Source organism: Staphylococcus sp. HMSC34G04 (assembly GCF_001838765.1).
Lineage (GTDB): Bacteria > Bacillota > Bacilli > Staphylococcales > Staphylococcaceae > Staphylococcus > Staphylococcus epidermidis.
The window spans coordinates 3269-18719 of record NZ_KV838727.1 but is presented as its reverse complement, the minus strand read 5'-3'; the positions used below and the strand labels follow the sequence as shown (position 1 = coordinate 18719).

The following is a 15451-nucleotide window of genomic DNA, read 5'->3' as shown; positions in this document are numbered from 1 at the left end:
ATGTATGTAGAGAATAGTTATTTGAGCAAACAATTATGTTTTTTATTTTATGTTTCCTCTAAAGAAATCATCAAAAAATATACAGATTACCTAAAAGAGTATGGTCTTACATATACAGGTTATATTGTATTAATGGCGATAGAAGATGATGAGAAACTTAACATTAAAAAACTAGGCGAAAGAGTCTTCTTGGATTCTGGCACGCTAACACCATTATTAAAAAAATTAGAGAAAAAGAATTATGTCATTCGAACTCGTGAAGAACAAGATGAACGTAACCTTCAAATTTCTTTGACAGAACGTGGCAAGGATATTCAAAATGTTCTTTCTGATATTTCACAAAGTGTTTTTAATGAATTTAATATTACTCAAGAAGAAACCCAAAATTTAGTTGAAGACTTGCAAAATTTTGTAACGAAAAATTTTGATAAAACAGTGGAAAAGTGATACTTATAGAGACTAGAGACAAAAGTAAGCTTTTTAAATACAACAAAACTTTCAACTTTAGCAATAGCGACACAATTTAATAGTAATAGTATGTCTAAAGTAAGCTTTTGTCTTATTCTCTCGTACAGTCAGTATATTTTTTTACACCTAATTCCTACTAAACTTATCTAAATACCTCTTTTTTACAAGTTACATCACTTTATTTATACGTTATCAATTACAAACATTGTAGAGATCACTAGTGAATGATTATAGATAATTTAATAATTATCCATTTTAACATCTGAAAATGTAAATTAAGTTGGTATTTAAATAGACTATCAAGATGTAGTGTTGTTTGTTTCGCTTCATATAAAGGAGGTTGAAAGAAGCAATTGTATAGCTATTTTGATGGAAGTAGAGGGTGTGATAGTAAAATCAGTTATTCACACATATAACAACGTGGAATTATGTTAAAACATTAAGATATACGTATTTTTTTAAATGATCTATCAACTGCCAATGTCTTAAAAAGATGATTGTTTCCTAATTCATTGATAGTCTTTGGTTCAGTATGTGTATGACAACTGACTGTTAGTTATTTCATTCTACTGAAACGAAAAACAGCAAAATTTTTTGAATCATTTATTTTGATATTAAACAAAAATGTGCCCTAATTTGAACAAACTTTAATGCTCACCTTAGGACACAATTTTTATTTATATACGAACAGCTTTTTCTTTTTTATTTAAATGAATCATTGTAATAAGAGCAATTACACCAAATATAGCTAAGAAGAAGAAAGCGAGATGACTTGAACCAGTGATACTCGTCACAAAAGTAATCACTAGTGGTGGGAAGAAACCACCTAGTCCCCCCATCATGGATACAATACCATTCGCTGAACCTGCTTCTTTAGAAAAGTATGAAGGTACTAATTTAAATATTAAACCATTACCTATACCCGCACAGATACTAATTGCTAAACAGCCTATTGTAAACAGAACAATATGACTAGATAAGCTTAAAATAAGTGCACCAATAATCATTATCACGAAGTCGATGATAAGCGCTTGTACTGCATTAAATTTATCACCTATAACTCCGCCAACGGGTCTCAGGAACGTCGCTAGTGCTATAAATATACCTGAACGAATACCCGCATCAACTTTATCAATACTAAAATGATCAACTAGGAAGTTCGGTAAAAAAATCCCAAAAGCCACAAAAGCTCCAAAAGTAATAAAATACCACAAACTTAAATAATACAACTTATAATTCTTAGATAGGTCTTTGACTTGAGCCATCAAAGGAATCTTCACTTTTGGCTCATTTTTATCCCCTAAAAGAAACATTAAAATTGCAAATATACTAAGAATAATTAAATAACTACGTACTGTATTTTGCCACCCAATTGCACCTGCTAACACTGGGGCACAAAATGAGGATACTGCAGTACCAATATTACCTACACCATATATACCATTTGCTAAACCAACTTTGTCTTTTGAAAAGTATTTGGGTACAGAAGTAACACCCACTGAAAAAATTGCGCCACCAATTCCTAGAAAGAATCCTGATAGCATTAGCATACCGGGTGATTGAGCTTGACCTAAAAGAAAAATTGGAAGTAATAATACAATAAAACTCCAGAAAAACACCCATTTAGCTCCTACAATATTAGTTAAGTACCCAAATGGCACACGTAGTACAGAACCTAAAATAACAGGAATAGCTAAAATGACAGATATTTGTCCCGGAGAAATATCAACATCTTGTGAAATAAATGGCATTAATGGAGAAATGATACTCCATGCCATAAAACCAGCGACCAAACTCAATGTCTGTAACGTAAGCTGAGAAACACCCTTTTTCATGTTCATTTTGATTCACCTTCATCTGATTTAATTATAAGGTGTATTGGTACTTTGTGAGGGCTTAATAAGAGGTCAAAATTAATCATATAAAACAAAATTATAAACAAAGTACCAATCACAAATACATTTTAATATGTTTGTGAAATTATGAACATAAGGATATCCCCTGATTCTACTTTTATTTTTCCCTATATAAAGCTACAAAAAAAGGACTACTTAGCCATAGACTAAGTAAGCCCTAATAATCAATCATGATATACTTAAAATTCTAATAATTTTTTCTTTAAGGCATATTCAACTAATTCAGGTTTACTCTTTAAATTTAGTTTCGTCATAATATGCGTTTTATGTGCTTCTACCGTTTTCACTGATACAAACAACTTTTCTGCAATATCTTTATTGCCATAGCCTTTAGCTATAAGAGGTAATATTTCTAACTCTCGTTTCGATAAAATTTTAAATGGATCTGAAGAGGATGATACTTCATCCGTTTGAGATTGATTGACAAACTCATTGACTAAAGACGTCGTCAATTTCATATCAACATAAGTTTCACCTTGATATACTGTACGTACGGCCAATATTAATTGCTCATCAGGTGAATTCTTTAAAATATATCCTTTAGCACCACTTTTTAACACATGAAATAAATATTCTTCGTCATCAAACATCGTAAGTATTAAAATTTTAGTTTCAGGAAAACTTTCAGAAATTTTACTGGTTGCGATTAAGCCAGACTCTCCTGGTGGCATGCTCAAATCTAATATTAAAACATCTGGTTGATGTTCTAACACTTTTTGGTAAGCTTCAACCCCGTCAGCTGCAGTTGCAACAACTTCCATATCTTCTTGATAATTTAATATCATTGAAAATCCTGTCCTAACAACTGCATGGTCATCCGCTATAACTATTTTCACTTCAATTCCCCCAACTTACATCATCAACTTAAATCGGTATATCTAATGTAATTATAGTACCTCTATTAATATGTGTCTCTATATTAACGTGACCGTTAACTAAATCTGCACGTTCTCTCATCCCGTATAATCCAAGTCCAGAGCCTTTAGGATGATGATCTAAACTAAACCCCTTACCTCGATCCACAACCTCTGCTACAAGCTGCTTACCATCACTATGCGTACTTACCTCAATTTCATTAACCCCAGCATACTTTAGAGCATTAAATAACCCCTCTTGAACTACACGATAAACAACTGTTTCAATTTCACTATCAAACCGCATGCCTTTAATGTTTGAATCATATTTAATATGCATACCATAATTTTCTTCAAACTGTTTAAAATATGATTTAAAAGCTGCTTCAATACCTAAATCATCGAGAGAAGAAGGTCGTAATTCAACAGACATATTTCTAATATCATCAATAAGCTGTGATAATAGTCCTTCTATACGTTGAGATGTTTCAGCTAACACCTTATCCTTGTGCTTATACTTCAAAAGCCTTAGTTCAACATCTATATTGAGCATATCCTGTATTACACTATCATGTAATTCTCTAGAAATACGCTTCCGTTCATTTTCTTGTGCTTGAATTGAACGATGTAACATTTTTTGTTGATACATCTTTTCTTGCCTTTCAATTTGGGGCGCCACATTCTGTAATGTAAATGCACTAATACCTCTTTGTTCATCAATATTTTGATACATAGCTGTAAAAGGCTTAATTTCGTTATCTTTTGTCTTCATAAATACTTGGAAATTTGAATGTTGTAATTGCGTTGTTTCTAAAAAACAATCTTTACACGATTGTACATCATATTCATTAGAGTATCCTTCACATCGATGACAAATCGCATTTGTCATAGCATTATAATTATCTTCTTCAGTTAAAATATCTTTTGCTGCGTCATTCATAGCAATAATTTTTCCATACCTATTAACAAATACAATTTTCTCGTTCGTGGTTTCATAATAATTCTTAAGTAATTGCTCTAAACTTAAATCAGTTTGCTCCAACATATTTACCACCTAGTTTATTTCTGTAAAAATACCGATTTGTTTTTCAATATTAAGTTGGTCCAATGACTGAGGTAACGGCTGATGATTTCTTTGACCTAATAGTAAAACGCCATACATTGAATTTTCTAACCATAAAGGTACTGCAACTACAGCTGTCAATGACTCACTAAGAATGATTGGAAATTTAACTTTCTCTTCTGGAGATAAAGCTGTATCTACATCAGCAATAACCATACGTTTACCGGTTTTCATCACCATTCCAGCAAGCCCTCTACCCTTTCTCAAAGTGATAAGTTTATATCTATCATTTGTATTACCTGAAACATATTGCCATTTAATTGGTGATGAAGTGTGATGATAATCATATAAAGCGATACCACCAAAATCATAACCCTCTTGCGCTCTCAACTTATCTAAATTCATTTGTAAATGTTGATTATGTTTTAAAGATTCTGGTTCCACACTTTCACCTCATAATAAATTAAATTTTGTTTTTGCGATAAACAATGTATCTTCTATTCATATAAGACAGTGGTACACTCCAAACATGTACTAAACGAGTAAATGGCCAACACGCAAATACTGTAAACCCTAATAATATGTGCAGTTTAAACGACCAAGGCACGTTTAACATTAAGTCAGCATTTGGAGAAAACATGAATAAATGTCTAAACCATATCGCAATGGTTTGACGATAATCAAATTCAGGTTGAATCGCATTGGTTACAAGCGTAGAATAACAACCCATTATTAAAATAATCAACAAAACGAGATTCACGAATATATCTGAAAATGAACTTAATCGTCTAACATTTTTGATGGATAGTCGTCTTAAAGTTAGCAACAACATTCCTATTAATGTTATTATACCAAAAACACTACCTATATAAACTGCACCTATATGATAGATATGATTATTTACACCTATCGCCTCTAACCAATTAGCGGGAATCAATAATCCCACAACATGACCAAAGAACACCGGAATAATACCTAAATGAAAAAATAAACTTCCCCATTTTAATTGTTTCTTTTCAATCATTTCACTCGACTTTGCTGTCCATGAAAATTGATCGTATTTATATCTTGCGATATGTCCAATAACAAATATTGCTAAACATAAATATGGATAAATAACCCATACAAATTGATTAAGCATGATTTTCCACCTCTTTCAAAGGCATGATACACGCTTTTAACGTTTTTCTTAATGCACTGACAACATATGCATAGGGATTATTGTTTTCAGCAAGGGTATTTGCCATTTCATATGTGCCATCTTCAATAATCATAATGACTAGTTTAAGGTTTTCCTGTGCTCGACTATCATTTTTAAAATCAGCAACTTGCAAAAACTGTAGCATCAATGGAAGAAAATCAGATAATTCATTATCAACCATTTTTAGTCCAAACATTTCGTATAAAACCTTCAATTTAGCTAGCATTTGTCCACGTTCCTTTTGCGTGTCAAATTTATTAAATGTCATATAGAGTGGGTGTTTTTTACTAAAATCAAATGTATCTGTATAGATAGCTTTAATTTCTGACAAAGTATAATTCATCATGATTTCTCTATATGCAAGCAATTCTTCATAGCCAGGATGAGACTTAGAAATGGTTTCTTCAAATATTTTTGGGTGAAATGTCACTTTTTCTGGAAAATTCATTTGTTGACCAAGATAGCCTAAGCTATCTTGGTATTGACTTAATTGTTCAAGGTTAATCACGGAAGATCCCTCCATAGAAATTTTCATTATAAATTTCTTGTCCAGTTTTACCTGATTGAACTGCAACACCACAACCTTCACAATTAGAGCCAAAGTACTCTCCACCATAACCTTGACTTCCTTGCGCTTTATAAGTATCTAAATATGTTTCTTTATGAGAAGAAGGCACAACAAAACGATCTTCATATTTAGCAATACCTAGTAAGCGATACATTTCAGTCATCTGTCTTTCAGTAAGTCCTAATCGTTCTAATTTAGATGTATCGAAAGGTTGGTTTGTTATTTGAGAACGCATATAACTTCGCATCATCGCCATTTTTTGTAAGCCCTCTTTAACAGGTTCTGTGTCGCCAGCAGTTAATAAATTTGCTAAGTATTGAATAGGTAAACGCATTTCTTCAATAGCTGGGAAAATCATGTCTGGATTTTGACCTGCATTTTCACCTTCGAAATAACTCATAATAGGACTTAAAGGTGGACAATACCATACCATTGGCATAGTTCTAAATTCAGGATGCAATGGAAAGGCCATTTTATATTCTATTGCCAATTTATACACTGGTGAATTTTGAGCTGCTGTGATCCATTCTTGATTTATTCCATCTTTTTCAGCTTGAGCAATGACTTCCTCATCAAATGGATCAAGGAATAGGTCTAATTGTTTTTCGTATAAGTCTTTTTCATCTTTAGCTGAAGCCGCTTCTTGAACACGATCTGCGTCATATAATAAAACACCTAAATATCTCATACGTCCTGTACAAGTTTCTGAACATACAGTTGGCATACCAGCTTCGATTCGTGGGAAACAAAATGTACATTTTTCAGCTTTATTCGTTTTCCAGTTAAAATATACTTTTTTATACGGACATCCAGTCATACAGTATCTCCAACCTCGACAGGCTTCTTGATCGACGAGTACGATACCATCCTCATCTCGTTTATACATAGCTCCTGATGGACAAGATGCTACGCAACTTGGATTTAAACAGTGTTCACATAGTCTTGGTAAATACATCATAAATGTCTCATCGAATTGGAATTTAATATCTTCTTCTATTTTCTGAATATTTGGATCCTCTGGTCCTGTAATGTGGCCTCCAGCTAAATCATCTTCCCAGTTTGGTCCCCATTTAAGATTCAATCTATCACCTGAAATTAAAGAGTGTGCTGTCGCCACGGGAGAGTGTTGTCCTTGTTTGGCATTGGTCAAATGTTCATAGTTATATGTCCATGGTTCATAATAATCTTGAATGAGTGGCATGTCAGGATTATAGAAGATTTTACCTAAAGCAATCTTTGACCATCTATTACCAGATTTTAATTCAAGCTTTCCTTTTTTATTTAGCACCCAACCACCTTTATATTGTCCTTGGTCTTCCCATCTTTTTGGATATCCTACGCCCGGTTTCGTTTCTACGTTATTAAACCACATATACTCTGCACCAGGTCGATTTGTCCATGTGTTTTTACATGTCACACTGCAAGTATGACAACCAATACATTTGTCTAGATTCAATACCATTGCAACTTGTGCTTTAATCTTCAAGCCAATTGACCTCCTTCATTTTTCTAACAGCTACATACTCATCTCTTTGATTTCCAATTGGTCCATAATAGTTAAAGTGATAACTAATTTGTGCATATCCTCCTACTAATTGAGTAGGTTTCAAGTGAATACGAGTAGGTGCATTATGAGAACCTCCACGAGTATCAGTAATTTCAGAACCAGGTGTCTCTATGTGTTTATCTTGTGCATGATACATAAACATTGTGCCTCTAGGCATACGATGAGATGTTACAGCTCTGGCAGTAACAACTCCGTTTCTGTTGTATACTTCTAACCAGTCGTTATCATTAATGCCATGGTCAGCAGCGTCTTCATTTGAAATCCATACAACTGGCCCACCTCTAAACAATGTCAACATGCGTTCATTATCTTGATAAGTTGAATGAATGTTCCATTTTCCATGAGGTGTAAGGTATCGAAGCACTAATGTATCTTGTCCACCTTTAACTTTTTTATCACGAGCACCAAATACCATTGGAGGTAAAGTTGGTTTATATACCGGTAAACTTTCTCCAAATTGTTGGAATACCTCATGATCTATATAATAACTTTGACGTCCAGTTAGCGTTCTAAATGGCACTAAACGTTCCACATTAGTTGTAAACGGTGAGTAGCGTCTTCCATCTTTATTAGAGCCAGGGAATACTGCAGTTGGAATCACTTCTCTTGGCTGAGAAGTAATGTTTAAAAATGATATCTTTTCAGAAGCACGTTCTTTAGAAATATCTTTAAGTTCCATACCTGTTTGATTTTCTAAATCTTCATATGACTTTTGTGATAATTTGCCGTTTGTAGCAGAGGATATATTCAAAATGACATCTGCTACTTTTCTCGCTGTATCTATTCTCGGTCTATCATTTTTAACTGAAGTAGTATTATCATCATTCCAAGTTCCAACCATACTTTTAAGTTCTTCGTACTCTTCACTAACGCTATAACTCACCCCATGGGCACCTATTTTTCCTTTTTCTAGTTTTGGACCAACAGTAACGAATTTATCGTAAATTTGTGTATAGTCTCGCTCTACTATAGAAAAATTAGGCATTGTTTTACCTGGTACACCTTCAATTTCTCCCTTAGACCAATCTTTTACAATACCGTATTCAGTTGAAATTTCTTGTTTAGAATCATGTCCTAATGGCGTAGTTACGACATCTTTAAATTTACCTGGAAGATAATCTTTGGCCATTTCTGAAACAGCTTTACTTAGAGTTTTATAAATATCCCAGTCCGAACGCGATTCCCATAATGGGTCGATTGCTGGATTAAATGGATGAATAAATGGATGCATGTCTGTTGAAGATAAATCATGTTTTTCATACCAAGTTGCAGCAGGTAAAACGATATCTGAATATAATGGCGTTGCAGTCATTCTGAAATCAAGTGATACTAATAAATCAAGTTTCCCTTCTGTATCCTCGCGCCATTTAATTTCCTCTGGTTTATCATTTTCATTTGGCTCTGCCATTAAACCAGAGCGCGCACCTAACAAGTGCTTCATAAAGTATTCTTGTCCTTTAGCTGAACTAGAAATTAAATTAGATCTCCATACAAATAATGTTTTAGGATGGTTTTTTCTTAAATCTGGATCTTCTATCGCAAATTGTGTATCTTTATTTTTAACTGATTCAATCGCTTTTTGTAGGATAGCTTCATTTGAATCATCACCTTCATCTTTAGCTTCTTCTCCAAACAATAGACTGTTTTTATTAAACTGTGGATATGAAGGCAACCAACCCATACGAGCAGCCGTTACATTGTAATCAGCTGGATGTTGATGCTTAATATTTTCAGCTAATGGTGATTTCAATTTATCTACATTTGATTCTTCATACTTCCATTGATCTGTAGCGAAATAAAACCAACTTGTACCATTTTGTAAACGTGGAGGACCTTGCCAATCTTTAGCAAATGCAATAGTATTCCATCCTTCAATTGGTCGACATTTTTCTTGTCCAACATAGTGTGCCCAACCACCACCGTTAACACCTTGACATCCACACAATAGTACTAAGTTAAGTATTGAACGATAAATAGTATCCGAGTTAAACCAATGGTTGATACCAGCCCCCATAATAATCATTGAACGTCCACCAGTATCAATAGCATTTTGTGCAAATTCTTTTGCCACTTTCGTCACTAACTCTTTTTTGATACCTGTAATTTGTTCTTGCCAAGCGGGCGTATATTTAGAAGATGCGTCATCATATGATGTAGCTTCTAGTTCGTGTTCAAAACGTTGGACACCATATTGACTCGTCATTAAATCATAAACCGTAGCGATTTTAACTTTCTCTCCGTTAGATAATTGAATAGTTCTCGTTGCAATAGGTCTCTCAAAGATGCCATCACCACTACTATCAAAGTATGGAAATTGAATCGTTTCAACATGATAGTCACTTTCAGCCATCGATAACATTGGATCAATCGGTGTACCGTCCTCTGTTTCAAGTTTCAAATTCCATTTTTTACCTTCTTCCCAGCGTTGGCCCATTGTGCCATTAGGAACAAGTAATTGTTGACTCAATTTGTCTTGAATAACTGGCTTCCATTCATTATTTTCACCTGACATCCCTAAATCAGAAGCACGCAAGAATCTACCTGCTTTATAGCCATTCTCATCTTCATCTAACATAATGACAAACGGCATATCAGAATATTGCTTAGCATAGTTAATAAACATATCATTCGGATGATTTTCATAATATTCCTGTAAAATAACATGTGTCATTGCTTGTGCAATCGCTGCATCTGTACCCGGATGTGGTGCAAGCCAATGATCGGCGAACTTAACATTCTCAGCATAATCAGGTGCTACTGAAATAACTTTCGCCCCTTTATATCTAACTTCAGTCATAAAATGTGCGTCAGGTGTACGTGTTAATGGAACGTTTGATCCCCACATCATAATGTATGAAGCATTGTACCAATCACTGGATTCTGGCACGTCTGTTTGCTCACCCCAAATTTGTGGAGAAGCAGGTGGTAAATCGGCATACCAATCGTAAAAGCTTAACATTTCTCCACCTAACAAATTAATAAATCTTGCACCTGAAGCATAACTAATCATCGACATAGCAGGAATAGGAGTAAATCCAGCAATACGATCCGGTCCATCTTTTTTTATGGTATATAAAATTTGAGCTGCAATAATATCTGTGACATCTTTCCAATTTGCTCTGACGTGTCCACCTTTACCTCTTGCTTCTTTATATTGTTTGGCTTTTTCTTCATTTTCTACGATGGATGCCCATGCCGCAATTCGGTTTCCATTTTGTTCTTCAAGCGCTTCGGTCCATAAATCTAATAATTTACCTCTAATATAAGGATATTTAACTCTTAACGGACTATATTCATACCAAGAAAACGATGCACCTCTCGGACAACCTCTTGGCTCAAATTCTGGCATATCAGGTCCACAACTTGGATAATCAATTTGTTGATTTTCCCATGTAATTACGCCATTTTTGACAAATACTTTCCATGAACATGATCCAGTACAGTTAACACCATGCGTCGTTCTCACAACTTTGTCGTGACTCCATCTTTCTCTATACATCTTTTCCCATTCTCGACTTTTATGCTCTAATACCGACCAATTTCCATTAAACTTTTCTGTCGGCTTAAAGAAATTCAATCCAAATTTTCCCATTTTATTAATCCTCCCACCATACAAGTTTATATCCTTTATAAATGCATAGGTATTGTGTCTTATCTTTATTGTACATTTTTTCACAAAGCCATTATATTAGGGAATGTCCTAATTGATATTAGAGATTCCCTAAAAAATAAGGCCTACAAATTCATAATGAACTTGTAGACCCAAATGTTTTATACATATATTTTTTTAATACTTTTGTGTTTAATCATTTCGTTATACACGTTTTGTTGAGAAATGTGGTAGCTATGGTCAAAATCAATCAGACATTGGATTCCTTCATCATATAAAGTTTCAGCCTTTGCAATTGCACGCTTTTTATCTCCCTTGATTAAATATAGATTACCTTTGTCAATCTCATTATTATTCAACAAAGTACGATTAATGTCATCAAGTATATTACCTAAAATGCATATGCCTGGATGACCTTCTAGTTTTTGGGAAGCCAATTGTTCTTCAATTGTACTTAAATGACCTATAACAATCTTTTCATTATAGCAGGATGCATTAAACACTATTGCAATGGGGTAGTCTTCATTTGTATATGATTCAATTTGTTTAATAATTTGACCTAATCTTTTTACGCCCATATAAATAGCCAAAGTGCCACCATTAATCAAGTTCCTAATATCCGTATCGTGATTAACCGAATCTTTAAAATGACCAGTTGAGAAGGTCACACTCGGTGCGATAGAACGCATCGTTAATCCCATATTCATAGTTGCTACAGCAGCACTTGCTGATGTCACACCAGGGACAATCTCATAATGAATATGATGATTTTCTAATGTTTGTACTTCTTCTGTAATTCTACCAAAAATCGCAGGATCGCCCCCCTTTAGTCTCACCACACATCGATATTGTTTGGCTGCTTCAACAATTTTTTGATTAATCTCATCTTGTTGAATGTGTTTACAATAAGGTTTCTTTCCTACATTGATCACTTTTGTTTGAGAAGAAGCATACTGTAAGATGAAAGGATTCACGAGACGATCAAATAAAATCACGTCAGCTGCTCTAATTAACCGTTCAGCTTTTTTAGTTAGTAAGTTTGGATTGCCTGGTCCTGCACCGATTAGATAAACTGTGCCAGGATAAGTTATAGACATAAGTAAATATCTCCATCAATAACTTCTACTTCATATGTTTCTACGCATCCTGTATCAGGTTGTTGTACTTCTCCAGTCTTTAAAGCTATTTTTTGATCGTGTAACGGACAGTATACATAATCACCACTTACAGTCCCTTCAGACAACGGTCCTTCTTTATGCGGGCATATATTCCCAATGGCATATAAATCACCATTATCTGTGAGAAAAATACCTATTTCTTTTTCGTTTACAACGACTTTTTTGCCTATTTGAGGAATCATTTCATTCATTGTTGTAACCTTAACCTTTTCTTTAGCTTTCATTCTTACACCTTCTCAACTTCAAAGATTTTTTGTGCTTCTTTATTTTCAACAATAGCTTCCCATGGTTCATTCTCAACAGCTTTTTTGGCTTCCATAATTCTTAAATACAGTTCTTTTTGCTTTTCTTGATTTAATAAGATATTCTTGACATTTTCAAAGCCCATACGTTCTAACCATGGTGCTGTTCTTTCAGCGTAAATACCTGTTTCTCTGTAATATTGCATGAGGGCACCACATAATTGAATCACTTCATCTTCGGTTTCAACTGTCGTTAACAATTTACCTACAGTAACATCAGTACCACCATTACCTCCAATAAATATTTGGTAGCCGTTTTCAACAGATATGACACCAAAATCTTTAACACCAGACTCTACACAACTTCTCGGACAACCTGATACTCCCATTTTAAATTTATGAGGCGTATCAATATATTCAAATGTTTTTTCAAGTCTTATTCCTAGTCGAGTTGTGTATTGTGTACCAAAACGACAAAACTCTTTACCAACACAACTTTTAACAGAACGCGTCTTTTTACCATAAGCAGAAGCAGAACGCATTCCTAAATCTTTCCAAACTTGTGGTAATTCTTCTTTCTTCAATCCATATAAACCTACACGTTGCGAACCTGTTACTTTAACAAGTGGTACGTTATACTTTTTAGCAACTTCCCCTAATCGAATAAGTTGATCAGCATCTGTAACGCCACCGCGCATTTGAGGGATCACTGAGAAAGTACCATCATTTTGTATATTTGCATGATATCTTTCATTAGCGAAGCGAGAGTCTTTTTCATCTCGATGTTCAAAAGGATAAACCATATTTAAATAATAATTAATTGCTGGTCGACATTTAGGACAACCATCTTTATCTTTGAAATCAAGAACGTGTCGTACTTCTTTTGATGTTTTGAGATTTTTAGCTCTGATTTGAGTTACAATTTGGTCTCTTGTTAAATCAGTACATGGACAAATACCTGTTGGTTTTGCTGCAATAAAGTCGTCACCTAATGTATATTGTAATAACTCACCAATTTGACCTTTACACTTACCACATGAATTACCTGCTTTTGTTGCTTTAGTTACTTCATCTACAGACGTTAAGCCTTTAGTTGTTATAGCATTGACAATTGTTCCTTTATCAACACCATTACATCCACAAATCGTTTCATCATCAGACATATCAGCGATAGATGTCCCCGCATCTTCATCACCTTTATGCAATAAAGAAACAAGTGTATAATCTTCAAGCGTTTCATGTTTTTTCATCATATTATAAAATCGTGATCCATCATCAGTATCACCATACAAGACAGCACCAACGACTTGACCTTGACTTAAATACACTTTTTTGTAAATATTGTCGACACTATTAAAGATTTCTACACCATGGATATCTTCATCTTCAACAATTTGCCCTGCGCTATATAAATCGCAACCAGATACTTTAAGTGAAGTGAAAGTAGTAGATCCTTTATAACCTTTTGTTTCTTTACCAGTTAAATAATCTGCTAGCACTTTACCTTGTTCATAGAGTGGCGCCACCAAACCATAAACTTTCCCATCATGTTCGGCACATTCACCGACTGCATAAATATGAGAATCAGATGTTTGCATATAATCATTTACAACAATACCTCTATTGACATCTAATCCACTATCTTTAGCAACTTCAGTATAAGGTCTGATACCAACAGCCATGACTACTAAATCTGTTTCAATCACCTGACCGTCAGCTAATTTAATAGCTTCAACATCTTTATCACCAATGATTTCTTTAGAATTTGCTTGAAGTTCAATCTTCATACCTTGCTTTTCTAAATCTGCTTTAAGCATGTCTCCAGCTTTACGATCCAATTGCATTTCCATGAGCCAATCAGCTAAATGAAGAACTGTCACTTCCATTCCTTGATCTAGAAGTCCTCTAGCACATTCTAAGCCTAGAAGACCTCCACCAATGACAACTGCACGTTTTTTCGTTTGGGCAATTTCAATCATTTTATTTGTATCATCAATTGTTCGCCATCCAATGACACTGGGAAAATTTGAACCCGGTATAGGTAATACAAAAGCTTTTGATCCAGTAGCGAAAATACAAATGTCATACTCTACTTCAATACCTTTAGAAGTAGTAACTATTTTGTTTTCTTTATCAACTTTTTCCACTGGATCATTATTTATAAGTTCAATATTATTCTCTTGATACCAATCATAAGAATTCATAATCGTATCTTCGACGGTCATTTTCTTCTGTAAAATATTGGATAACATAATTCTGTTATAGTTCGGATAAGGTTCTTTTCCAATAATAGTAATATCAAATTGTGATTGTGAACGTTCTAAAATCTCTTCTATCGTTCTTAACCCTGCCATGCCGTTACCAATCATTACAAGTTTTTGTTTTGCCATACTTTAAATGCCCCTTTTATCAATATAAATTTTTAATACAAAACACAATGTAACTTTATAAAAGGTCAGAAATTTAATCATTTTGTATTTCTCTCTTCATGTTCATCTTATAACAAAACTTCAGTTTTTTGTGATGTAATTCACATTTAAAATGAAAATCGGGGATTTCCCTAATAGCATGGATATGGTTTTCTAGGATGGAATTGAGATCAAAATTAAAACATATATTATAAATTAATTTATAATATATGTTGCAATTGAAATGACACTTTACTCTGTCATTTTAAAGCACAAACTATTTTATAATGAACCGCATTCACTATCTAAACAATATCATCGAGCATTAAGTAGGCAAGTTCCAAGATAAGTAAATAAGGACAATTTCTATTGAAAA

At 33.9% G+C, this 15451-nt stretch carries 12 protein-coding genes; 1 reads left to right on the top strand and 11 read right to left on the bottom strand.

What is annotated here, in order from left to right:
* On the top strand, nt 1-447 hold the full coding sequence (locus HMPREF3241_RS05095) for a MarR family winged helix-turn-helix transcriptional regulator (protein WP_002438330.1): 447 nt from the start codon (nt 1-3) through the stop codon (nt 445-447).
* Nucleotides 448-1145: 698 nt separating this feature from the next.
* Here the strand turns inward: HMPREF3241_RS05095 and HMPREF3241_RS05090 are convergent.
* The 11 genes from HMPREF3241_RS05090 to nirB all read right to left on the bottom strand — a co-directional run bounded on the left by HMPREF3241_RS05090 (nt 1146) and on the right by nirB (nt 15057).
* Nucleotides 1146-2309, bottom strand: coding sequence for a nitrate/nitrite transporter (locus HMPREF3241_RS05090; protein ID WP_001831433.1), 1164 nt, complete (start codon nt 2307-2309; stop codon nt 1146-1148).
* A 254-nt stretch (nt 2310-2563) separates the two neighbouring features.
* On the bottom strand, nt 2564-3220 hold the full coding sequence (nreC, locus tag HMPREF3241_RS05085; RefSeq protein WP_002457306.1) for a nitrate respiration regulation response regulator NreC: 657 nt from the start codon (nt 3218-3220) through the stop codon (nt 2564-2566).
* Between the two features lie 28 nt (nt 3221-3248).
* Nucleotides 3249-4283 (bottom strand): sensor histidine kinase, encoded by a 1035-nt coding sequence (locus HMPREF3241_RS05080; RefSeq protein WP_002475311.1) that lies wholly within the window; start codon nt 4281-4283, stop codon nt 3249-3251.
* Between the two features lie 9 nt (nt 4284-4292).
* Nucleotides 4293-4745, bottom strand: coding sequence for a nitrate respiration regulation accessory nitrate sensor NreA (gene nreA / locus HMPREF3241_RS05075; protein WP_070853500.1), 453 nt, complete (start codon nt 4743-4745; stop codon nt 4293-4295).
* 19 nt (nt 4746-4764) lie between these two features.
* Complete coding sequence (narI, locus tag HMPREF3241_RS05070; RefSeq protein WP_070853499.1) at nt 4765-5442, bottom strand: respiratory nitrate reductase subunit gamma; 678 nt, start codon at nt 5440-5442, stop codon at nt 4765-4767.
* Complete coding sequence (gene narJ / locus HMPREF3241_RS05065) at nt 5435-6010, bottom strand: nitrate reductase molybdenum cofactor assembly chaperone (protein ID WP_002495940.1); 576 nt, start codon at nt 6008-6010, stop codon at nt 5435-5437. The genes narI and narJ overlap by 8 nt, the downstream gene beginning before the upstream one ends.
* Entirely contained in the window at nt 6003-7556 is a 1554-nt protein-coding gene (gene narH / locus HMPREF3241_RS05060) for a nitrate reductase subunit beta (RefSeq protein WP_001831534.1), read from the bottom strand. The genes narJ and narH overlap by 8 nt, the downstream gene beginning before the upstream one ends.
* On the bottom strand, nt 7546-11229 hold the full coding sequence (locus HMPREF3241_RS05055; RefSeq protein WP_070593071.1) for a nitrate reductase subunit alpha: 3684 nt from the start codon (nt 11227-11229) through the stop codon (nt 7546-7548). The genes narH and HMPREF3241_RS05055 overlap by 11 nt, the downstream gene beginning before the upstream one ends.
* A 179-nt stretch (nt 11230-11408) precedes the next feature.
* Nucleotides 11409-12344: a uroporphyrinogen-III C-methyltransferase gene (gene cobA, locus HMPREF3241_RS05050; protein ID WP_002490626.1), complete on the bottom strand. Its 936-nt coding sequence runs from the start codon at nt 12342-12344 to the stop codon at nt 11409-11411.
* On the bottom strand, nt 12335-12649 hold the full coding sequence (gene nirD / locus HMPREF3241_RS05045; protein ID WP_001831573.1) for a nitrite reductase small subunit NirD: 315 nt from the start codon (nt 12647-12649) through the stop codon (nt 12335-12337). The genes cobA and nirD overlap by 10 nt, the downstream gene beginning before the upstream one ends.
* A gap of 2 nt (nt 12650-12651) precedes the next feature.
* Entirely contained in the window at nt 12652-15057 is a 2406-nt protein-coding gene (gene nirB / locus HMPREF3241_RS05040) for a nitrite reductase large subunit NirB (RefSeq protein ID WP_070846288.1), read from the bottom strand.
* Between the last annotated feature and the right edge of the window lie 394 nt (nt 15058-15451).